Source organism: Sphingomonas sp. CCH21-G11 (genome assembly GCF_001555965.1).
Taxonomy (GTDB): domain Bacteria; phylum Pseudomonadota; class Alphaproteobacteria; order Sphingomonadales; family Sphingomonadaceae; genus Sphingomonas.
This window is the reverse complement of record NZ_LSHX01000056.1, coordinates 41,918-63,174: the sequence shown is the minus strand read 5'-3', so window position 1 is coordinate 63,174 and position 21,257 is coordinate 41,918. Positions and strand designations below refer to the sequence as shown.

Below are 21,257 nucleotides of genomic sequence, written 5' to 3'. Positions count from 1 at the left end.
CATTGCCGATCACGCAATGCTAACGGCCCGCCTTCCGACGACGGAAGCGGCATCCGCCGCCCCCGACCCCGGCATGGACGCATAGCTCAGTTGGTAGAGCAGCTGACTCTTAATCAGCGGGTCCTTGGTTCGAGCCCAAGTGCGTCCACCAAACTTCTCAACGACTTAGGTGCGAATATACACCCCTTCCAAGGGGCTGTCGAGCGCCACTTAATCGCCACGTAATCAACGTGTTTCGTAGCCTGGCGTAGAGGCTTGATTTTCGATGTGCGGGAGGAGGTTTCCTCCCTGGTCGAAGCCGCTGTGCGTCTTCTTCACACCCACCTCAGCGGGGACACCCCGCAACGCCCCGAAACGAGGAGCGGGGCTAGGGACGCGCTCGGTCCCGTGCGCCGTTCCGGCGCACTCCTGCGGGCGAGGCGTTTCACCACAAGGGCCCCGCACGCACTCTGAACCGGCGGACATGAAACGAAGCGCAGGCTGGGAAAGCCGACAGGCCCCGCCTTTCCGCCTGCGCGGGCGATGACGCTTTGCTCCGCCTCGTTCAGGGTGCAGTTTCTTGCTTTGGCGATCTCGCTGGCCGCTCGCGCGGTTGTAAGCGTTGAGGGGGGAGAGTGAGAGTCTGGCGGGCTTCGCCGTGACGGGATGAGGGTCGAGAGAGAGGCTCCCGGCCAGCCGTCATGGAGATTTCCCATGGATATGCAGGTTCTCGATACGCGCCGCGACTCAAGCGGCGGTTACAAGGTGGATGCCTCGCGCGGCTCGCGCGTGGGTCGGGTGTCGTCGGAGTGGTTCTCGCGCCCAGATGATGAGCGGTTTCTGTCACTTGGCGATCTGGCCCGATCAGTGCGCGGTCGGTCTGACCGGAGCCGGACGCGCGTGGTCGAGACGGCGCTGATCCATGTCGAAGCGAACCGCAATGATCCGGAACGCCTGGCTCTCATGTTGCCGGGTGCCGAGGCACCGGTGACGCCAACCCACTGGAGCTTTGGGCAACTGGCCAGCCAGGTAGGCGCTCCTGCTGCCTATCTGCGCCAACTTCCGGCGCCGCTCGCCGCGATCAATCTGCAATACGGACTGACCTCCCACCGAGCCGAGCAGATCAAGACGCTCGAAACCGACGATCCGGTTTCCGGGGGCCGCCTCGAACTGCGCGCCGTGACGGGCCCTGACTACGGCCGGATCTACGACCATGAGCTCGTCGAAGCGGTGCAGAAGATCGCTGGCAACGGCACCGGCGACACACGCTGGAAGGTTCCGGGCGTGCTCGACTGGTCGACCGGGGTCTACAACCCTAACGTCGACATCTCGAAGGATACGACCACGCTCTATGCGTCAGATCGTGACGTTTTCCTGTTTCTCGTCGATGATCTCAACCCGATCGAAGCCGGGCGGCTGCCCGACGGATCGCCCGATCTCTACTTCCGCGGGTTCTATTGCTGGAACTCCGAGGTCGGCGCCAAGACGCTCGGCATGGCAAGCTTCTACCTGCGCGCGGTCTGCCAGAACCGGAACCTGTGGGGCGTGGAGGACTTCGAGGAGATCAGCATCCGCCACAGCAAATATGCCGCGAACCGCTTTGCCCATGAAGCCGAACCGGCGCTGCTGAACTTTGCCAATTCCTCGCCGCAGCCGTTCATCAACGGCATCAAGACCGCCCGGGAGCGAATTGTCGCCCGTAGCGACGAAGACCGGCAGGATTTCCTCCGGGCGCGCGGATTCTCCAAGGCTGAAACCGGCCGGATCATCGATACCGTCCTCGCCGAGGAAGGCCGCCCGCCGGAATCGATCTTCGATTTCGTGCAGGGCATCACCGCATTGGCGCGGTCCAAGGCCCATCAGGACGCCCGGCTCGACATGGAGGGCAAGGCCAAGAAGTTGCTCGACCGGGTGCACTAAGCCTCCCCGGGCCCAGCGTGTTACTCTTGCGTTGCGCTGCCTTCTCGAAAGCGAGAGGGCGGCGCTTCGCTTCGTGACGGGTTCGAGCCTGAGAGAGAGTCTTTCGGGCAGCCCGTCATGGAGAAACCCCATGACCAAGACATTGCCCAAGCTCGTGCTTAGCGCCTCGCGCGACATCCCGTTTTCGCAGCTGGTGCTGAGCCAGAAGAATGTCCGCCGCGTAAAGGCCGGCCTTTCGATCGAGGATCTGGCCGAGGACATTTACCGCCGGACCCTGCTCCAGAGCATCAACGTCCGCCCCGTGCTCGATGCCGACGGCAAGGAAACCGGCATGTTCGAGGTGCCGGCCGGTGGCCGCCGTTTCCGGGCCCTCGAACTGCTGGTGAAGACCAAGCGGATGGCAAAGGATCAACCGGTCCCTTGCGTCGTGCGCGAAGCCGGGATCGCCGAAGAGGACTCGCTCGCCGAAAACGTCATGCGCGTTGCGCTGCATCCGCTCGATCAGTTCCGTGCCTTCAGCGCGCTGATCGAAGCGGGCCTGTCCGAGGAAGACATCGCCGCGCGGTTCTTTGTATCGGTGTCGACTGTACGCCAGCGCCTACGGCTTGCCTCGGTCTCGCCCACCCTGCTCGAAATCTATGGTGAGGACGGCATTACGCTCGAACAGCTCATGGCCTTCTCGGTCACCGACAACCACGCGCGCCAGGAGCAGGTCTGGGAACAGGTCAATCAGGGGCACCATGTGCCGGCTTACCACATCCGCCGCTTGCTGACCGAAGACGCGATCTCCGCAAGCGACCGCCGCGTCCGGTTCATCGGCATTGACGCCTACACCGAGGCTGGCGGCTATGTGATGCGCGATCTGTTTTCGTCGGACGAGGATGGATGGTTGCAGGATCCCGCATTGGTCGAATTGCTGGTGAGCGAAAAGCTCTCGGAACTCGCACAGGAAATCGGTGCCGAAGGCTGGAAATGGGTCGAGGCCGCCATAGACCTGCCCTATGGATGCGAGCGCGGCAAACGCCGGATCGTCGGCACGACCGTTCCGTTGACCGACGACGAGCAGGCACGGCGCGATGTGCTGGTCGAGGAATATGACCGCATTGGCGACGAATACGGCGATGGCAGCGACCTTCCCGGCGAAGTCGATGCGCGGCTGACCGCAATCGATGCCGAACTGACCGCCCTGAACAGTCGTCCCACGGTTTACGATCCAGACGACATGGCGCGCGCCGGCGTGTTCATTTCGCTGACCCATGATGGTCGCCTGCGGATCGACCGCGGCTATGTCCGTCCTGAAGATGAACCCCTCGCTGATGGCCAGAATGACAGTGCGCACGATGCCAACGCAGACGTGTCCGATGGCCCGACTGTCACCGTCGCAGGGCAAGCGGCGCAGACCGGCGGTGACGACGACGAAGACGAGGCGATCAAACCGCTACCTGACAGGCTCGTTTCCGAACTCACTGCTGAACGCACGCTCGCTCTGCGCGATGCACTGGCCAACGCTCCGCAGGCGGCTTTCCTCGCCCTTCTCCATGCCCTCGTCCTGTCGGTGTTCCGTCCCCACGGGACTCATGGTTGTGTGCAGATCGGCGTCACCCAGGCCTGGCTCGGCAATGTCGCACCGAACTTGCGCGAGAGTGTCTGGAGCCAGTCGATCCAGGCGCGGCACGAACATTGGGGTGAAAGGCTGCCGGATGAACCACAGGCGCTGTGGGACGCCCTCGCCGCTATGCCGCAGGATGAGCAGATGGCACTGCTCGCCCACTGTGTCAGCCACGGCGTCAACGCACTGTTTGAGCCGAGCAAGGGCTATGACGGACGCATCTCGGCGCATGGCGTGGCGCAGCGCATTGCCGCCGCCGATGCCCTGGCAGCAGTCGTCGGGCTCGACATGGCCGAGGCTGGCTGGACGCCAACGGTCGACAACTACCTCGGGCGGGTGACCAAACCCCGGATCATTGAAGCGGTCCGCGAAGCCAAGGGCGATTCGACCGCAGCCCTGATCGAACATCTCAAGAAGGGTGACATGGCACGCGAGGCCGAACGGCTGCTGAGCGGCACCGGTTGGTTGCCGGAACCCCTGCGGTTGCCGGTCATCGAAGCAAATGAAGCTGACCTTACGGACCTGCCCGATTTCCTCGCGGATGATGCCGAACAGGCGGACGCCGACGACGCCTTCGCAATCGCTGCAGAATGAACTTCGCTCGCGCGGGGCGGCCCCGGTCGTCCCGCGCGTCTTGCCCCCCTCACCGATGAAGGAGCCTTGCCATGGCAATTCCTGACCATGCCCGCGTCAATTTCGAGACGCTGCTGCAAGCAGCACAAGCAGGCGATCTCGCGCTGATGGAATGTACCGAGGTTGCCAGCGGCGAAACCCGCTACGTTCTTTGCGCCGTTGGCCGCGACGACGGCGACTATGTGATGACACCGTTCGGGCACCTCGCGCCGGGTAATCCCTACGAGGCCTATATTCCGCCTGCCTGATCCGGCCTGCACTTTCCCAACTTCATTGAAGGATTTCCGACATGACCAACTCGCATTTGGCGGGGGCCTCCGCGCGTCCGCTTACCGCTGCTTGCCCGCAGCAAACCGCTACCGCGATCATCACCGCAGCCGATGACCTGCTCGGCCACCTTGCCGCCGGTCGCCGGATCGACACGCCCGCCATTCGCACCGCGATGCAGTCCGCCTTTGGCGCAAGCGATGCGACCGGAGCCTGGAGCTGGAAGACCGCCTACGAAGCCGTCGAGGTCGCGCAATTGTTGTTCATGCGCCGCTACGGCCCGGCGATCCACGCCAGGACCGCCGATCCGTTCGAACGCGTGAAACTGGTCGAACGGATTGCCCGGCTCGCACCGACGCAAACCCGGCGCAGCGAGGAAATGCAGGTCTATCAGCAGTTCTCAACCCCGCTTGCACTGGCGTGGGCGGCCGGATTTGCTGCAAGCTTCCGCCCAGGCGAGCTGGTGCTCGAGCCCTCTGCGGGCACTGGGCTGCTGGCCATCCAGGCTGAACTGGCAGGATGCAGATTGGCCGTGAACGAGGTTGCCGAAGTGCGTGCCGCCCTGCTTGGCAGCCTGTTTGCAGGCTCGCGCGTGTCGATGCACGACGCCTCGCAAATCCACGACCGGCTCGATGCCAGCCTCGTGCCGAGCTGCATCATCATGAACCCGCCGTTTTCGGCAGCGCTGAATGTCGAAGCCCGTGTGGCCGACGCAGCCATCCAGCATCTGTTATCGGCAGTGGCGCGGCTTGCCGACGGTGGACGGCTCGTCGCGATCACAGGAGCCAACTGTGCGGCGGATCACAAGGCATGGCGCGATGGTTTCGTCCGGATGCAGGACAACGCCCGGGTCGTGTTCAGCGCGAGCATTGTGGGCAGCGTGTTCGCACCGCACGGCACTACGGTCGAAACCCGGCTGACCGTGATCGACAAGGTTCCCGCAGACGATGCGGCGCAATTTCCGGCGTCGCCAGGCATTGCTCCCGATCTTGCGACCTTGTTGCGCTGGTTGGCCGACAGCCTCCCGCCACGTCAGCCCATCGCCGCATCAGCCCTTCAGCCACTGGTCGGCGCGCGTAATTCACAAGCGATCAAAGCCAGCCCAAGGCCTAGACTGGCTACAGCCCCGATCCCTGCGACATCCGGTGTGCCGCTCCGCTATGATGTGATCGACTGGTGTCCTCCGACCGACGGCAAGCTCTCCGAAACGCTCTATGAGCCCTACACGCTCCAATCGATCCGCATCGCTGGCGCTCAGCCGCACCCGACGCGTCTGGTGCAATCAGCCGCAATGTCCTCGGTCGCGCCGACCAAGCCGAGCTATCGCCCGCATCTGCCCGCTGGCCTCGTCGAACAGGGTCTGCTGTCCGATGCCCAGCTGGAATCGGTAGTATATGCGGGCGAAGCCCATGCCGACCATCTCGCCGGCAGCTGGTCCGTCGATGCGACCTGGGACAGGATCGAAGCTGCGCCCGATGACTGCGACACGGCAGTCCGGTTCCGCAAAGGCTGGTTCCTGGGCGATGGCACCGGCGCTGGCAAAGGGCGGCAGGTTGCCGGGATTGTGCTCGACAACTGGCTGAAGGGCAGAACGCGCGCAGTCTGGATTTCGAAATCCGACAAGCTGCTCGAAGATGCGCAGCGCGACTGGAAGGCTCTGGGGCAAGAGCCCTTGCTGGTCACGCCGCTCGCCCGCTTCCGTCAGGGTACGCCGATCCGGCTCGAGCAAGGCATCCTTTTTACGACCTATGCCACGCTACGCTCCGACGCGCGCGAAAACCGGGTTTCCCGGGTCCAGCAGATTGTCGATTGGCTGGGGACCGACTTCGACGGGGTCATTGTCTTCGACGAGAGCCATGCCATGCAGAATGCCGGTGGCGGCAAATCCGAAAGGGGCGATTGCGCCCCTTCGCAGCAGGGACGGGCCGGACTGCGCCTGCAGCATGCGCTGCCCAATGCCCGGATTGTCTATGTCTCTGCAACCGGGGCGACCACGGTCGAGAATCTTGCCTATGCTCAGCGGCTCGGCCTGTGGGGCGGCGCTGACTTTCCCTTCGACAAACGCACCGATTTTGTCGCGGCCATCGAAGCGGGCGGGGTCGCAGCGATGGAGGTGCTCGCCCGCGACCTGAAAGCCCTCGGTCTCTATGCCGCCCGTTCGCTGTCCTATGAAGGCGTCGAATATGAGCTGCTCGAGCACCAGCTCACCGCTGACCAGGTTCGCATCTACGATGCCTATGCCGGGGCGTTTCAGGTCATCCACAACAACTTGGACGCAGCGCTGGAGGCCGCCAACGTCACGAGCAGCGAGGGCACGCTCAACGTACAGGCCAAGTCTGCGGCCCGCTCGGCGTTTGAATCCGCCAAGCAGCGCTTCTTCAATCATCTCATTACGGCGATGAAGACGCCAACGCTGATCGCCGCGATCGAGCAGGGCCTCGCCGATGGCCACGCCGCTGTGGTGCAGATCGTCTCGACGGGGGAAGCGCTGCTGTCGCGCCGCCTTGCCGATATCGATCCGGGCGAGTGGAACGACATTCAGGTCGATATCACGCCACGCGAATATGTTCTGGATTACCTCCTCCACAGCTTCCCGACCCAGCTTCATGAGAGCTTCACCGACGGCGACGGCAATCTCGCGTCAAGGCCAGCCTATGACGAGGATGGCAATGTCGTGCAGTGCCGCGAGGCGCTCGAACGACGTAACCGGCTGATCGAGCAATTGGCATCGATGGAACCGGTACAAGGCGCACTCGACCAGATCGTGCAGCGGTTCGGGACAGATATGGTGGCCGAGGTGACTGGCCGATCGCGCAGGATCGTCCGCAAGGTCGATGCAAATGGCGACCGGCTCGCGGTCGAGAACCGGCCAGCCAATGCCAACCTCGCCGAAACGCAGGCATTCATGGAGGATCGCAAGCAAATCCTCGTATTCTCCGATGCCGGGGGCACTGGACGCAGCTACCATGCCGATCTGGGCGCGAGGAACCAGCGGCTCCGCCATCACTATCTGCTGGAAGCAGGCTGGAAGGCCGATGCCGCGATCCAGGGCCTGGGCCGCACCAACCGCACCAATCAGGCGCAGCCGCCGCTGTTCCGGCCGGTGGCCACCAATGTCCAGGCCGAGAAACGCTTCCTCTCAACAATCGCGCGGCGGCTCGACACTCTGGGTGCGATCACGCGCGGACAGCGGCAGACCGGTGGTCAGGGGCTGTTCCGCCCCGAAGACAATCTCGAAAGCCCCTATGCCCGCGATGCGCTGCGCCAGCTCTATGTGTTGATCTATGCCGGCAAGGTCGAGCGATGCTCGCTCGCGACCTTCGAAAGCATGACCGGCCTGTCGCTGACCGACGGCAGCGGGTGCCTCAAGGACGAGTTGCCGCCGATCACGACCTTTCTGAACCGGCTGCTGGCACTCACCATCGACATGCAGAACGTGCTGTTCGCGGTGTTCGAGCAGATCCTCAGCGCCAAGGTCGAAAGCGCAATCACGGCGGGCAGTTACGATCTCGGGCTGGAAACCCTGACCGCCGACAGCTTCACCGTCACAGCCAGTGAGCCAATGTACGTCCATCCGGCCACGGGCGCAGAGACCCGGTTGCTGACGATTTCAATGAAGGAGCGCAACCAGCCGGTCTCGCTCGAGCGGGCGCTCGAACTGCGGCGTGAACCCGCCGCGCGGCTGTTGGTCAATGCCCGCTCGCGGCGCGCTGCAGTCCAGCTGCCGGCTCGCAGCCTCATGCTCGACGATGGCGAGGTTGAGCGCCGCATCCGGCTGATCCGGCCGATGGAGCGGCTGAACTTCGCCCTGACCCACCTTCCCGAGACCCACTGGGAGGAGGTGGACGAGCGGACATTCGGGGCAGTCTGGCAGGACGAGCTGGCACAAGTCGATGAGTTCACGACAAGCGAACTGCACATCGTCACCGGCCTGTTGCTCCCCATCTGGAAACAGCTTCCCGAGGAATCGACCCGTGTCTACCGGCTCCAGGCCGATGATGGCACCCGCATTGTCGGGCGCAGGGTGTCCGCAGCATGGGCAGCGGGTACGACGGCCAAGCCCGAAGCACCCTTGCTTTCGCCACCACAGGCACTAGCATTGCTTCGTGAAGGCCAAGCCATGCTCGACCTTGCCGATGGGCTGCAACTGCGCCGGTCGCGGCTGATGCAGGTGAACCGGATCGAACTCACCGGGTTCGGATCCTCGGCGGTCGACCGGCTCAAAGCCATGGGGCTGTTTTCCGAGATCATCAGCTGGAAACTGCGTCTGTTCGTGCCTGACGACGTGGTGACAGGGTCGGCTGTGCTCGAGCGGCTGTTTGAACGGCACCCCTTGGCCCGAATTCTTGATCGAAAGGCTGCCTGAGATGGCAAAGCTCTCCACGCGTGCGGCAGAATTGTCCGAGCACCTTGCGCAGAACGTGCAGGCCGTCTGCCGCCATTATCTGCCCGCAGGCAGGCGCGAAGGCCGCTACTGGATGGTTGGCGATGTCGCGGGAACGCCCGGGCGCAGTCTCTACGTTCGCCTCTTCGAAACCGAACGCGGCGCGATTGGAAATTGGGTCGATGCCGCAACCGGTGAGCATGGCGATCTCGTTGATCTCATCCGGCTCAACCAGCGGCATGGGCGTCTGTCCGAAACCATTGAGGAAGCCGAACGCTTCCTCAGCCTGCCGCCCTCGACTTCGGACGATCAGCGCAGTGCCGCGTCATTCGCCAAGCCGGCGCGCGCAGGATCCACGACCGCTGCCATACGCCTGTTTGCCGCCTCGAAACCACTGACTGGATCAATGGCGAGCACCTACCTGCGATCACGTGGCATCACACGCGTATCTGACCTGCCAGCCCTGCGCTTTCATCCGCGATGCTACTACAAACCGAACGAGGACGATGATCCAGCAACACCAAGCGCTTTCCCGGCACTGATTGCAGCAGTAACCGACAACGACGGCGTGCAGACCGGCACCCATCGAACCTGGCTCGATCCATTCGGCAGCGCGAAGGCCAAAGTCGCATCGCCGCGGAGGGCGATGGGCAACATCCTCGGCAACGCCGTAAGGTTCGGAACTGCGGGTGATGTCATGATCGCAGGCGAAGGCATCGAAACCATGCTGTCGTTGCGCGAGGTTCTGCCAACAATGCCGATGGTCGCCGCAACATCGTCAGCCCACCTCGCAGCGATCTTGTTCCCGCAGAAACTCCGGCGACTCTATGTCGCGCGCGACCGCGATGCTGCAGGCGACGCAGCGTTTGGTGTCCTCGCTGAGCGCACCCAGGCAGCAGGGATCCAACTCGTATCACTTATGCCTGACCTCGCTGACCTCAATGACGACCTCCGCCAGCATGGCGTTGCTGCACTGGCGGAACGGGTCCGCCATCATCTCCGAGAGCAGGATCAGACACGCTTTTCCGTCGACATTGGCTGAGCCGATACGGGGTTGAACGATGGGCGATGGCGGCGTGCATAGGACTTGAGCCAAGACCTGGCCCAGCCCGGCCTTCTTCGAGCGGCGTCCGAGAGACCGGCTGCTGCGAGGCCGCAATGGCGGTCATGCGGCTATTTTCCGGCGGCGCATCCGCGCCTTTCCATCGCGAACCAAAATAGCCGCCCGTCCGCCATCCTGCGCTGCGCTTCGGTCCATGCGGATGCAGCCTCGCAGCAGCCGGTCAGAGGGACGCCCATGAAGGCCGGGCAAGGTGCCCGGTCCCATGGCCCCAAGGACCGACGCAATGACCATCACGCCCGATTCAGAACCCGAACACGAAACCTCAGCCACCGCCCATCTCCTCGATGAAATCGCCCTCTACGGCTATCGCCCCTTCTCCGACGAAGCCGACCCGCGACCGCTCCCCGAAGAGCGCATCGCCGCTGGCGCCGTCGCGGACATGTTCGATGCTCTCATAGCCACCATGATCGACACCAGGCTCGAACCCGATCTGGAAGACCTGTGCTGGTCACTCGCCAACCTCTTCCACCGCGCCGAGGGTCGGATCCAGCGCGAACTCGACGACAACGAAGATGCCCAGAAGCGCAGCCAGCGCGAGCAGGATGGTTCGGAAGTCAAATCGGTCGAACTTGAGCGCCTGCTTCGCGAAGGCATCGGTCTGATCGAACGCCGCAATGCGATGGAATTTATGCGTGATGCCGCCGGACACCAGTTCGAATTGCATTTCCGCAAGGCCTGGACCCCGCGCACCGGGTCACTCGTAAATCATCGCACTATGACAGCCGCCATGATCGACAGCCGGGATTTTCTCGCTGCGAAGCGTCGTTCAGAGACTGAGCCGCTGCTTCCGGTGGGCACGCGCATCGCGTTTACGTCCGGTCCTGACTATCAGAACCACAACCGGATATGGGCCGTCCTGGACAAGGTGCTCGCCAAATATCCAGACATGGTCCTGTTCCACGGCGGCAATCCCACCGGCGGCGAACACATCGCTTCGCTATGGGCGCGCAATCGCAAGATCACACATGTCGCGTTCCGGCCAGACTGGAATCGGTTCAAGAAGGCGGCACCATTCCGGCGCAACGATCAGATGCTAGAAGCGCTGCCCAAGGCCGTGGTCGCCTGCCCGGGCAATGGCATCAATGCCAATTTGGTCGACAAGGCGCGCAAGATGGGGGTTTTGGTATGGGCGATTGAGTAAGGCCCTTCCGTTCCTGCAGGAAGCTGAATTATCGGCTAATTGTTGAATGAACGATCAACTATTGCAGGACAGCTTGGGGCCAATGATTGCTTCAATTTGTGATATGTCGGCGGACTTATGGATCAATAGGAATTCAGCAAGTTCATCCACCGCCGACCAGTTTTCTTCAAGAGTACTACGCGTTGCTAATTCCAAACGATCGAACTTTTTCGAAAGACCGGCATTCATCAATTGTTGACGCATAAGGTCGTGGTCAGGCCGCGCACAAGTAGGGTCTGGGGTGAGCGACTCGTCTCTTTCGGCAGCAATTAATTCGGCCAAAAGGCCTGCGACCAAAACACGCCCGAGATCTATCGCGACTTCGGGCAGTTTCGCCGTTTCTGCCGTCGCGGGCACTCCTGCAGAGACGCATTTGCTCTTAAGTAGACCGACATAGATTTCGCCAGCACCATAATCCTTAAGATCGATCCCGGCGACCAAACCATGGTACGTCGCAAGATATGCCATAACTGCGTGCCCAGCCTCATGAAAGGCCGCCTCTTTTTTGATATCCAACCAGTTACCCACCTCGATCTAGGAATGGAGTTTGCCCCACGCGCCGCGCTCTTTCCAAGCTGCGAGTTCATTGAGAGAAGTGGCTAGCTCGCGCAGCAAGACCGGATCAGTGGGGATATCGAAGAGCGGACCTGCTTCTGCATCGACAGACCCTGCCAAGTGAAAAATGGCTCGTGCTGCTGTTCCAACAACATAAATGCCGTCCGCTGTGCCTTGGTCGGTGGCCCAATTCTGGCCATTCGCGCGTTGCGCCACCCAACCTGTCTTAACACGCCTCATATAAATACCCAGTCAACAGCGAGCCGAAAGCATTGATTCTATAGGCTACGCTAGCACGATCATCACTTCGTTGCCTATGCAAACGCATACCCAAGTGGCCTCGGCAATTCGGCATACGTCTAACCGCTGATTAAGCACCGCATATTCCGCATTTTCGCGACGCAGTGATTTCGCCGACTACCTTAACGCAACATCCACCCCGCTCTTTGAGGCCAATCCGTTGGCCGACCCCAAGCCTCCTTCAATCAACCCGTAAAGGGTCCGCTACGCTCTGCGTGCGGCCACTGCGGCTGCACCTTCGTGGTGATTGCGGCTTTGCGCCGTCTGTCCGGGGCCTGTCGAGCGGGGATGGTCCCTGCTCCGAGACAGGAGCTCGAACATGTCACTCACCGTCGCACAGCGTCACGCCTGGAGCCTCGCCCGCACACTAATGGTCTGCGTTACCCTGTTCCAAGCCGGTAATGGCTATGCCGCCGTTCCCACCGCCGAATTCGATGGCGATGCCGACAGCGTCATCCATGAATATGACCCGTTCAATCCCTGACCGCGTCAGATTGCGTTGCGGCGCATGGCTGGATGCCCATCGGGTATTCCAGCCGATGCGCATTTCTGCTATGCATTCCACGCACATTGCGCTGCGGTGGAGGTGGAGAGCGCGTCCCTTGCCCTTGGTTCCAAGGAGGACGCCATGCTGATCGGCTTTGCCCTGATAATCGTCGCAGTATTCCTGTGCTGCGCGCTTCTATTCCGCCTTTCGATTTACGCCCTACCGCTGTTCGTCGCGTTTCTTGCGGGTTCGGCGACTTACCGCACCGATAGCGGCATTCTCGCTGCGCTCGCCGCGGCAGCCATATCCGCGATCATTCTGCTTGCTGCAGCCCAATTAACACTGGCGTTCGCTAAGTCCGACCTGACACGTGCTGCGGTCGGCTTCGCCTTTGCCGCGCCCGCAGCCATTGCGGGCTATCACGCAGTCCACGGCATTGCTGCGGCGACCATGCCGCCAAGCGCATGGCAACACGCCTTGTCATTGCTTGGCGCTGCGATAATCGCGGCTGCATCCTGGACTCAATGGAACCGCGCCCGTCCCTAGCTTTGCCATTTTTCCAAGCCCCGCCCGGCAGGTGCCCGGCGGGGCTCGTACGGCCAAATCAGCCAGTACGAGGCAGGCGTTTTGTTCGAGTGGCAGTTTCTGCGTCCCTCTTCCTGGGTCAGCTTGGTCTGGGCGTTTGCGCGGTCGGAGCGAGGCCGAGAATTCGCAGCCGGTTTTGAGCTGGCCAGTGGCGGACCGATTGCGCTGATCTCAATCAGGCCCGGATTGGCGCATGGCCGTTGCCGATATCTGCGATTGCGGTGACCACTAGGCAGCACACCGGTGACGACACCTTTCTCATCGCATTTCGGTCTTGGAAGTCCGGGAAGTGCCATTTCTCCCGGTCAAGTGTGACCCGGGCCCACTGCTGCCTCGTCAATGGCCGTGGTTGGCAGGGGATGGCTTCGCCGCTTGATCCCTTGCTGCAACGCCGTCTGCGCCAACTTTCTTCCCCTGGGCGTGCCGCCCATTCCTCGCGAGGCAAGAAAGCCGTCTGGCCGTCGTCCTCCACTGCGTTTCGGCCGTTCCGGTGCAGCGGGCGCAAGCCCCTGCCTTCAACCAGCCATCGAGGCCGCGATGGGCGCGGGTTCGACCAACTTGAAGGAATGCATCATGGCCAACATCGGAACTTTCACCAAGACCGGCAACGAATACAAGGGCGAGATCGTCACCATGTCGGTGCAGCAGAAGAACGTCCGCATCGTCCCCGAAGCCAGCGATAACGAAAATGCGCCGTCGCACCGGGTCTTCGTTGGCCGCGCGGAAATCGGCGCCGCCTGGACCAAGACCTCCAACGAAGGCCGCGAGTATCTCTCGGTCAAGCTCGACGATCCCAGCTTCACCGCTCCCATCTTTGCCAACCTCTTTGATGACGAAGACGGCAAGAGCTTCAATCTGATCTGGTCGCGCGCCCGCCGCACCAACGGCGACTGACCACAGCCAGCCCCGCCCGGCACCTGCCGGGCGGGGCTTCCGGCATTCTCATTCGTTTGCTGACGTCACTCTCACAAGGAGTTCTGACGCTTCAATCCCGAGCGCAGTGGATAGATGCTCAAGCTTGTCGACCGAGGCACTGTAGCGTCCACGCTCAAGGCTGCTGACATAGGTTCGATCGAGATGTGCCCGATGTGCAAGCTCTTCTTGCGACAGGCCAGCAGCCAACCGATAGCGTTTCAGATTCGCAGCCAGGACCTCGCGCAATTTCATTGCACGAACTCACCACCGTTGCAGAGTATTTAACCACGGAGTATACTCTTCACGACTGGAATTCGGCTGAGTTCAGCAGGCTTGCAAGGCGCACGGGTTATCCGCGAAAAGGTACAATTCTCTGCCCGTTGTCGAACAAGCCAAGTTTTCCCCATTTTGGTGTGTCTTGGTGCTAAGAGACCGTGGATGCAGAAACGAGTCGGAACCAAAGGCTCGGACCATGACGATTGCTTCTTTCGAAAACAGCCCGCCCCTCTTGGATACGGTAACGCCGTATGACGAACGCCATTTTGTCACGTATTTACGGCTGCTTGACGCCGCCGACGAAGGCGCGGAATGGACTGAAGTTGTGCAGATCGTCTTTGGGATCGATCCTGCCCTGGAACCGGTCCGGGCGCATCAGGTCCATGAGACCCACCTCGACCGAGCACGCTGGATGACGTCCCACGGCTACCGACATCTGCTTGAGAAAGAACAAAAAGGCTGAATTCTCGGACACAGATCGGCCCCCTTGCCCTAAACGCTCCGTCAGAATTTCTGCGCCTCCGGGCATAAGCATCCCCAGATTTTGATACTTGCGGCTTACCGTTGGTTAACAAAGACTTGATGCTTGGCCTTTTTGCCTGTGCTTTGCAGGGGTCTTTATGCCCGGTGGTTCGTCATGGCGGTCACCATCGACCGCGTATCAATATCGCGATCACGACTATGCGGACTTCGCGCAGGAATTCCTGCACCGTAATGCTGATTACCGCCGCGATTATGCCGAAACTAAAGAGCGCATTGCTCGCTTCCCATCGGTCGAATACCATGAAAAGGAGGGCCTGTCCCGGCGATGGGGCCTGAGCTTTCCCCACCGATCCGCAAGCAAATCCGCGCCAGAGCCCGGCCCATTGGTCGCCCAGCGCATCGCCCGACGTGATCATCGTCGAAACTGCTAACCCGGACCTACCGCTGATGTGGCTGTCGAGCTGCAAGGCGCTGGCAGAGGTATCGACTCCAGTCGGCAAACATCTCGTTTATACGAGAGGCAGCTGTAGACTGCGATTTTGCGTTCGATACCGCGCCGCCCTGCCCGTTCCCGCCGTCTCGATACCGTGCGGTGAGACCTATGAACTGCGCATCGCAGCTGTCACGCGGATGCACCTGATAACGCGCGCCTCCAGCTTCACATCCCAAGGCGCTCACGTCATCACACACAATCAACGGCTGCGGTTGACCCGCTTCCTTGCTATTCACGATGCGCTCGTGGCGGGTGCGTCTTCTCGTGACCTCGCCTACGGCCTGATCTTCCCCAACCACCGTCCTCTTGTCGGAGCGACTTGGAAAGCCTCGAGTGAGCGGCGGCAGGTTCTTCGGCTGATCGCCCAAGCGCGCAGCCTCGTCTCCGGCGGATATCGCGATATTCTTTTACACCGCTGACCGAGACATTCGGGGTGACATAATGCGTCACCTGCATCCGGTCACTCCCTGCCCATGCCAATCCTCCGCCAAAGCTCGCGAACCCCAGCGACAGCCCGCTGCTGCTGCCAACCTTCGCCGGAGCCTTGCCATGGATGCCAGACCCACCCCCGTGACTGCACGATTTTTGCGGACGCCTGATGCTGCAGTGCACCTCGGGCTTTCGGCCCGCACACTCGAAAAGCACCGTTGTTTCGGGACGGGGCCGGTCTATCGCAAGCTCGGTGGCCGGATCGTCTATGCGGTGACAGATCTCGACGCATGGGCAGAGCAAGGGCTGCGGCGGTCCACCAGCGATCCCGGCAAGGGCATTGTCCACCCAGCCAAGCGGCTCGATGGCTACACTCCGCCGGTCCGGCGCTGACGCACGCGATGCGACGCCTGTCCGCCTTCCAAGCCAAGCCTGCTCAGCTTGACCTGTTCGTGTCCCATGGCGGCGACATTGCCGCGCGCGACGCGCAGGACCTTATGGCCTGGCCGTTCTTCAGCCTCGCCAAATCAAAACGGGTCCGTCCGATCGATTTCCGAATGGGCGAGGTTTCGATCCTCGTCGAAGCAACTGCCGAACATGGCATGGCAACGATCTGGGACGCTGACGTCCTCATTTGGGTGGCGAGCCAGATCGTCGAAGCGCGCGATGCCGGTCGACCTACCTCGCGATTGATCGCCGCGACCCCGCACGAGATCCTTGCCTTCACCCGGCGGGGCACAGGCAAAGCCAGCTATGAGCGGCTGAAGGCCGGGCTGGATCGCCTGCAATCCACCACCATCGCGACCTCTATCCGCCAGCATGACGCGCGGCGGCGGCACCGCTTTTCCTGGATCAATGAATGGAAGGAGCGTCTCGACCATTCCGGACGCGCGCTCGGGATCGAGATGATCATCCCCGACTGGTTCTACGAGGGCGTGATCGATCAGGCCCTCGTCCTCACCATCGATGCCGATTACTTCGCACTGACTGGTGGTCTGGAGCGCTGGCTTTATCGCCTCGTGCGCAAGCATGGGGGCAAACAGCGCGGTGGCTGGAGCTTCGACTTCCAGCACCTCCATTTGAAGTCCGGCGCGCTCTCGCCGCCCAAACGCTTCGCATTCGAGCTGCGCGACATTGTCCGCCGCCAAGCGCTGCCGGGATACAGGCTTACCATCGAACATGCGCTCGGCCGCGAACGGTTGAACTTTGTCGCTGTCCGGCCCGACCCGTTTGACGCCGCAATGCGCCGTCTCGGACTGCGCTCTAGCAACCATCACCCTGTGGATATTTCATGATGCAGCACGGACTATCAGGAACCGCCCCGCTCGGACCATCAGGAACCGGAAGTTCGGACTATCGGGAACCGAAACGCCGGCCAAATCACGGAGAAACATCGGCAATTTTTGCCCTTAACTATCCTAACAAAGAATCCTTCGGATTCTTGCTAACGGCTGCGAGCCTGTGGACAAAAAGCGGGGCGGCCCCCGAAAGGCCTGCCGGTGCGAGGATGGGTGATGACCCGCAGCTGACCCATGTGACGCTGGTCTGGCGCGAAGGCCAGCATGAGGATTGGATCAAATTCGGCAGGCCCGTTGCCGAACGGATCGTAAGCCGTAGCGAGCGGATCGAGAGCTATATGGCAGGCCAAGTGTTCGCCTTGGTCCGCTGGGCGTCCAACGATTTTGGCACCGTCCGCTCAACCTTGGACATCGTGCAAGCTGTCAGCTTAGGCGATCATTGCGCAACTGTGCCGCAGGTCGACCCTGGCGGAGAGCTGCTGCTTTCGGTTCATGGCTGGCCCAAGGTCGCGCAAGTCTTCCGGCTTATCGATGCCATCGAAGCGTCAGGCATAGACCCCTGCGAAGTTGCTCCGGAACATTGGCGACACATCCACAACAGGATGGCGGGCCGACTTACCCCGCGGGAATACACGCCCGCGCGGCACCAAGCCTGGCTCCAGCGCAAGGCACTTCTGCCATGAAGCGGCGCAGCATGATATTTGCAGCCATCGTCGGTTGCGCAACGCTCACGACGTTGGCCGTGCCAGTCGCGCGCTTCGCGGTGTGGAATGCGACCGCCTCGGTCCCCACCGGACTCTATGCCATCCGTGGCAAGGCGAGCCTGCATGTTGGCGAGCGGATCGCCATTGAGCCGCCGCCCGAACTGCGCCGACTGCTCGCCGAGCGGCGTTACCTCCCGACAGGCGTCCCGCTGCTGAAGCGCGTCGCGGCTGTACGCGGCCAGCGCGTCTGCCGAGATGCATTGAGCATCACGATCGACGGCCAATATGTCGGCGCGGCGCGTCCGTCGGACAGTCTGGGGCGCCTACTGCCGACCTGGGCCGGCTGCCATGTGCTGCGCACCGGCGAGCTATTCGTGATGAACCCGGCAGCGCTCGACAGTTTCGATGGGCGCTATTTCGGCATGCTGCGTCTGACCCATGTCATTGGTCGCGCAACCCCAGTCTGGACCGATGAAGCGGGCAATGGCGACCATGTCTGGTTCGCCGACCCGCGCGCCTCCGACACTTCCTTACCCTCAACCCAAGGAGATTGAACCCATGCGTATCGGAACTTTTCGTGCCGCCGACGGCGGCTACAGCGGGCAACTGCAGACGCTGTCGCTCAGCATTGAGATCTCACTCGTCCCGGCAGACCCATCGGACAGTGAGAACGCTCCGGACTTCCGTGTGGTTGCTGGCGAAGATGATGACGCGCGCGAAATTGGCGCAGGCTGGAAGCATGTCGGGGAGAAGGCGGGCGACTATGTCAGCGTGCAGATCGATGATCCCTCATTCGTGCAGCCGCTACGCGCCAACCTGTTCAAGGGCGATGACAACGGCCATGTTTTGGTTTGGTCGCGTCCGTCGCGGCGCGAAAAGGCGAACTGAGCTATGCAGCTCCGCCGCTTGGGCTTCGCCGCTTTGGCTACGCTCGCTATGTTCGGTGCCGCGCCTGCCTTTGGGCAGGACACTGCCGAACCATTAGCGCCGCGCACCGTCGACATTGCAGCGCACGTTGCTGAGGCATCGCTGCGTTTCGGTATCCCGGAGCGATGGATCTATGCGGTTATGCGGGCCGAGAGCGCTGGCCGGATCGGCGCGGTATCGTCGGCCGGAGCGATGGGGCTGATGCAGCTCATGCCCGGAACCTGGGCGCGCCAGCGCGCCCGTTTCCGTCTCGGCAGCGACCCGTTCGACCCGCGCGACAACATCTTGGCTGGAACCAGCTATCTCCGCGAAATGTACGACAGTTACGGTGCCTATGGCATGCTGGCTGCCTATAATGCAGGCCCCGGGCGCTATCAGGAGTGGCGCGATCGCGGTCGCCCGCTTCCTGTCGAAACCCGTGCCTATGTCGCAAAGATCGCACCGATGCTGCAATCGGACAGCACGGCCACTGTCGTGGCCAGCACGTCGCCTGTGCAGCAAGTGCGCATTGCGTGGACGCAAAGCGAGCTGTTCGCGGCGCGAACTGCCGCAACTAAGGCAGCGCCCAGCGGATACATCGGCGAAGCAACGGCGGCTGCGCCACCTGCTTCGCTGCGTCCGCACGGCGGCCTGTTCGTCCCTGTCTCGGGGAACCGCGACCAGTGACTGGCCCCCTCCCTATCTGGCGCGTCATGGCGTGGACTAGCGCAAAATTGTGCGGAAGCGGGGTTGCAGGAAAGGATGGATCAGGAGGATGGCAAGATGAAAGCGGAGCCAGCCGCCGGGGTGTGGGGCCGCAGAATTGCGGGATTTTCACAGCCAGCCGCCCTGCCCCATGGCTGGCTCCAGTCTCGATAATTGTCGCAATTCCGCCGTTCAATGAGCCAGCCGCTGCATTGCATCGCTTGACCTCATGAGTGATGACGATCTGGAAATCAGGCCCGGGCGCATCCGAGATCGCAGTTCCGGCCAAGGCAAGGCGCGCACACTCAAAGCCCAACTGCGGGCGCTTGCCAACCGGTCAGGACATGGCGGCCGAGCTGGTGGTTCCGGGTCGCGACGCAGCACCGGCCGGCTTGCCCGGGGAAGGATCGCAAGCCTGCAGGCAAGCTCACGCGCAAGTCAGCGCCGTGTGATCGTCAAGGCGCGGATTGTGCGGCATCGCGGGGCTCGCTTCACTGCCGCGCCGCTGGCAAAGCACCTGACCTATCTCAAGCGCGATGGCGTGACCCGCGACGGAAAGGATGCGGCGCTGTTCGGCAGCGGCGATGATACCGTCGACGGCGGAGCCTTCGCCGAGCGCTGCGCCGATGACCGCCACCATTTCCGTTTCATTGTTTCGCCCGAAGACACGGCCGAACTGACCGATGTGCGGAGCTTTACCCGAGACCTGCTGACGCAGATGGAAAAGGATCTTGGCACCGGTATCGACTGGGTCGCCGTTGACCATTGGAACACCGAAAATCCCCACATCCACATTCTGGTACGCGGCAAGGCCGAGGATGGCCGCGACCTGGTTATCGACCGCAGCTACATCAGCGAGGGCATGCGGGCTCGCGCCGCGCAGCTGGTGACCATGGAACTGGGCGCACGGACCCAGCAGGACATTGATCGAAGCCTGGCCCGCGAGGTGCAGGCCGATCGCTGGACCGGTCTTGATCGCCAGCTGCAAACGCTTGGTGACGGCCTCGGCGGCGTGGTCGATCTTCGCCCCGATCCGCAACGGATCGGCAATCCGGCCAATCAGCATCTCATCGGCCGCGCCACGAAGCTCGAGCGGATGGGACTGGCAGACAGGATTGCGCCAGCTTGCTGGCGGTTGAAGCCAGCACTGGAGCAGGCCTTGCGGGAACTTGGCACCAGAGGCGATATCATCAAAACGATGCACCGCGCCATGACCGGGCACGGCCTTGCCGCTGAAGCGGGTCGATTTGCCCTTCATAATGAAAGGGCGATCGAGCCTGTCCTCGGGCGACTGGTCGAGCGCGGCCTGCACAATGAGTTGACCGGTCAGGCCTATGCCGTAGTCGACGGCGTGGATGGCCGGGTCCATCATTGCAAATTCTCCGACATCGACCTGACCGGCGATGCTGCGCCAGGCGCAATCGTCGAGCTGCGCGTCTGGACTGATCGGCGCGGCCGCGAGCAATCCTCGCTCCTGACACATTCTGATCTCGATCTTGCTACCCAGGAGCGCAGCGGCGGAGCCACCTGGCTCGACAAGCAATTGATTGCATCGGAGCCTCTGCCGCTCGGTCCAGGTTTTGGCAGCGAAGTCGAGGCAGCGAAAACGCGCCGGCTCGAATATCTGGAAAGCGAAGGTCTTGCCCAACGGCGCGGTGACCGCTTCGCCCTGTCCCGCAACCTGCTTGGCACCTTGCGCGAGCGCGACCTCGCCGACGCCGGCGCCTCACTTTCGCGTGAACATGGCTTGCCCTATCGCCAAAGCCGATCATCCGGTGAGGTATCAGGCGTCTATCGCCAGCGCATCCAACTTGCTTCGGGCCGGTTTGCGATGATCGACGATGGCCTTGGGTTTTCGCTTGTCCCTTGGTCAAAGCAGCTCGACCGGCAGCTCGGGCAATATGTGAGCGGCCAGCCGCGGTCAGGTGGTGGCATCGAATGGACACTCGGCCGAAGCAGGTCGATCGAGATATGATGTGGCAAGCTGACCGGTATCAGCCCAATCTTGACAAACGCACCATGTGAT

The 21,257-nt window shown here is 62.1% G+C and carries 21 protein-coding genes and 1 tRNA gene; 20 read left to right on the top strand and 2 right to left on the bottom strand.

Going from position 1 to position 21,257, the window contains the following annotated elements; genetic code table 11:
* Window positions 1-75: 75 nt before the first annotated feature.
* From AX676_RS16300 to AX676_RS16270, 7 genes are all read left to right on the top strand, one after another.
* A tRNA-Lys gene (locus AX676_RS16300) sits at window positions 76-151 on the top strand.
* A gap of 542 nt (window positions 152-693) precedes the next feature.
* Window positions 694-1,899 carry a hypothetical protein gene (locus AX676_RS16295; protein ID WP_066479222.1) on the top strand — a complete coding sequence of 402 codons (1,206 nt, stop codon included), beginning with the start codon at window positions 694-696 and terminating at the stop codon, window positions 1,897-1,899.
* Between the two features lie 130 nt (window positions 1,900-2,029).
* Window positions 2,030-4,102: a ParB/RepB/Spo0J family partition protein gene (locus tag AX676_RS16290; RefSeq protein ID WP_066479220.1), complete on the top strand. Its 2,073-nt coding sequence runs from the start codon at window positions 2,030-2,032 to the stop codon at window positions 4,100-4,102.
* A 71-nt stretch (window positions 4,103-4,173) separates the two neighbouring features.
* Complete coding sequence (locus AX676_RS16285) at window positions 4,174-4,389, top strand: DUF6117 family protein (RefSeq protein WP_066479214.1); 216 nt, start codon at window positions 4,174-4,176, stop codon at window positions 4,387-4,389.
* A 41-nt stretch (window positions 4,390-4,430) separates the two neighbouring features.
* Window positions 4,431-8,774, top strand: coding sequence for a strawberry notch-like NTP hydrolase domain-containing protein (locus tag AX676_RS16280; protein ID WP_156437711.1), 4,344 nt, complete (start codon window positions 4,431-4,433; stop codon window positions 8,772-8,774).
* A gap of 1 nt (window position 8,775) precedes the next feature.
* Window positions 8,776-9,834 (top strand): DUF7146 domain-containing protein, encoded by a 1,059-nt coding sequence (locus AX676_RS16275; protein ID WP_066479206.1) that lies wholly within the window; start codon window positions 8,776-8,778, stop codon window positions 9,832-9,834.
* A 304-nt stretch (window positions 9,835-10,138) separates the two neighbouring features.
* Window positions 10,139-11,056 (top strand): DUF2493 domain-containing protein, encoded by a 918-nt coding sequence (locus AX676_RS16270; protein WP_066479204.1) that lies wholly within the window; start codon window positions 10,139-10,141, stop codon window positions 11,054-11,056.
* Window positions 11,057-11,110: 54 nt separating this feature from the next.
* Here AX676_RS16270 and AX676_RS17985 read toward each other — a convergent pair whose 3' ends face one another.
* Entirely contained in the window at window positions 11,111-11,623 is a 513-nt protein-coding gene (locus AX676_RS17985) for a hypothetical protein (RefSeq protein WP_156437710.1), read from the bottom strand.
* A 646-nt stretch (window positions 11,624-12,269) separates the two neighbouring features.
* On the opposite strand from AX676_RS17985, the gene AX676_RS17980 reads away from it, so the two are divergent.
* The 3 genes from AX676_RS17980 to AX676_RS16260 all read left to right on the top strand — a co-directional run bounded on the left by AX676_RS17980 (window position 12,270) and on the right by AX676_RS16260 (window position 13,916).
* Entirely contained in the window at window positions 12,270-12,434 is a 165-nt protein-coding gene (locus tag AX676_RS17980) for a hypothetical protein (protein WP_156437709.1), read from the top strand.
* Between the two features lie 144 nt (window positions 12,435-12,578).
* Window positions 12,579-12,983 (top strand): hypothetical protein, encoded by a 405-nt coding sequence (locus AX676_RS16265; protein ID WP_156437708.1) that lies wholly within the window; start codon window positions 12,579-12,581, stop codon window positions 12,981-12,983.
* Between the two features lie 612 nt (window positions 12,984-13,595).
* Entirely contained in the window at window positions 13,596-13,916 is a 321-nt protein-coding gene (locus tag AX676_RS16260; protein WP_066479338.1) for a DUF736 domain-containing protein, read from the top strand.
* Between the two features lie 48 nt (window positions 13,917-13,964).
* Here AX676_RS16260 and AX676_RS17565 read toward each other — a convergent pair whose 3' ends face one another.
* Complete coding sequence (locus tag AX676_RS17565; RefSeq protein ID WP_082731118.1) at window positions 13,965-14,189, bottom strand: helix-turn-helix domain-containing protein; 225 nt, start codon at window positions 14,187-14,189, stop codon at window positions 13,965-13,967.
* 220 nt (window positions 14,190-14,409) lie between these two features.
* On the opposite strand from AX676_RS17565, the gene AX676_RS17560 reads away from it, so the two are divergent.
* The 10 genes from AX676_RS17560 to AX676_RS16215 all read left to right on the top strand — a co-directional run bounded on the left by AX676_RS17560 (window position 14,410) and on the right by AX676_RS16215 (window position 21,206).
* Window positions 14,410-14,676 carry a DNA -binding domain-containing protein gene (locus tag AX676_RS17560; RefSeq protein ID WP_082731119.1) on the top strand — a complete coding sequence of 89 codons (267 nt, stop codon included), beginning with the start codon at window positions 14,410-14,412 and terminating at the stop codon, window positions 14,674-14,676.
* Window positions 14,677-14,833: 157 nt separating this feature from the next.
* Entirely contained in the window at window positions 14,834-15,127 is a 294-nt protein-coding gene (locus tag AX676_RS18420) for a transcriptional regulator domain-containing protein (RefSeq protein WP_231725987.1), read from the top strand.
* Window positions 15,105-15,608, top strand: coding sequence for a DUF2285 domain-containing protein (locus AX676_RS17555; protein ID WP_082731334.1), 504 nt, complete (start codon window positions 15,105-15,107; stop codon window positions 15,606-15,608). Before AX676_RS18420 ends, AX676_RS17555 begins: the two co-directional genes overlap by 23 nt.
* A gap of 130 nt (window positions 15,609-15,738) precedes the next feature.
* Window positions 15,739-16,011 (top strand): helix-turn-helix transcriptional regulator, encoded by a 273-nt coding sequence (locus AX676_RS16245; RefSeq protein WP_066479195.1) that lies wholly within the window; start codon window positions 15,739-15,741, stop codon window positions 16,009-16,011.
* Window positions 16,012-16,019: 8 nt separating this feature from the next.
* Complete coding sequence (locus AX676_RS16240; RefSeq protein WP_066479187.1) at window positions 16,020-16,913, top strand: replication initiator protein A; 894 nt, start codon at window positions 16,020-16,022, stop codon at window positions 16,911-16,913.
* Window positions 16,914-17,125: 212 nt separating this feature from the next.
* Complete coding sequence (locus tag AX676_RS16235; protein ID WP_066479336.1) at window positions 17,126-17,599, top strand: DUF2840 domain-containing protein; 474 nt, start codon at window positions 17,126-17,128, stop codon at window positions 17,597-17,599.
* Complete coding sequence (locus AX676_RS16230) at window positions 17,596-18,174, top strand: S26 family signal peptidase (RefSeq protein ID WP_066479182.1); 579 nt, start codon at window positions 17,596-17,598, stop codon at window positions 18,172-18,174. Before AX676_RS16235 ends, AX676_RS16230 begins: the two co-directional genes overlap by 4 nt.
* A gap of 4 nt (window positions 18,175-18,178) precedes the next feature.
* Entirely contained in the window at window positions 18,179-18,508 is a 330-nt protein-coding gene (locus tag AX676_RS16225) for a DUF736 domain-containing protein (protein WP_066479180.1), read from the top strand.
* Window positions 18,509-18,511: 3 nt separating this feature from the next.
* On the top strand, window positions 18,512-19,213 hold the full coding sequence (locus tag AX676_RS16220) for a lytic transglycosylase domain-containing protein (RefSeq protein ID WP_066479176.1): 702 nt from the start codon (window positions 18,512-18,514) through the stop codon (window positions 19,211-19,213).
* Window positions 19,214-19,460: 247 nt separating this feature from the next.
* The gene (locus AX676_RS16215) at window positions 19,461-21,206 is read left to right on the top strand and encodes a relaxase/mobilization nuclease domain-containing protein (RefSeq protein WP_066479174.1); all 1,746 of its coding nucleotides are present in this window, start codon (window positions 19,461-19,463) and stop codon (window positions 21,204-21,206) included.
* The last annotated feature ends 51 nt before the right edge of the window (window positions 21,207-21,257 follow it).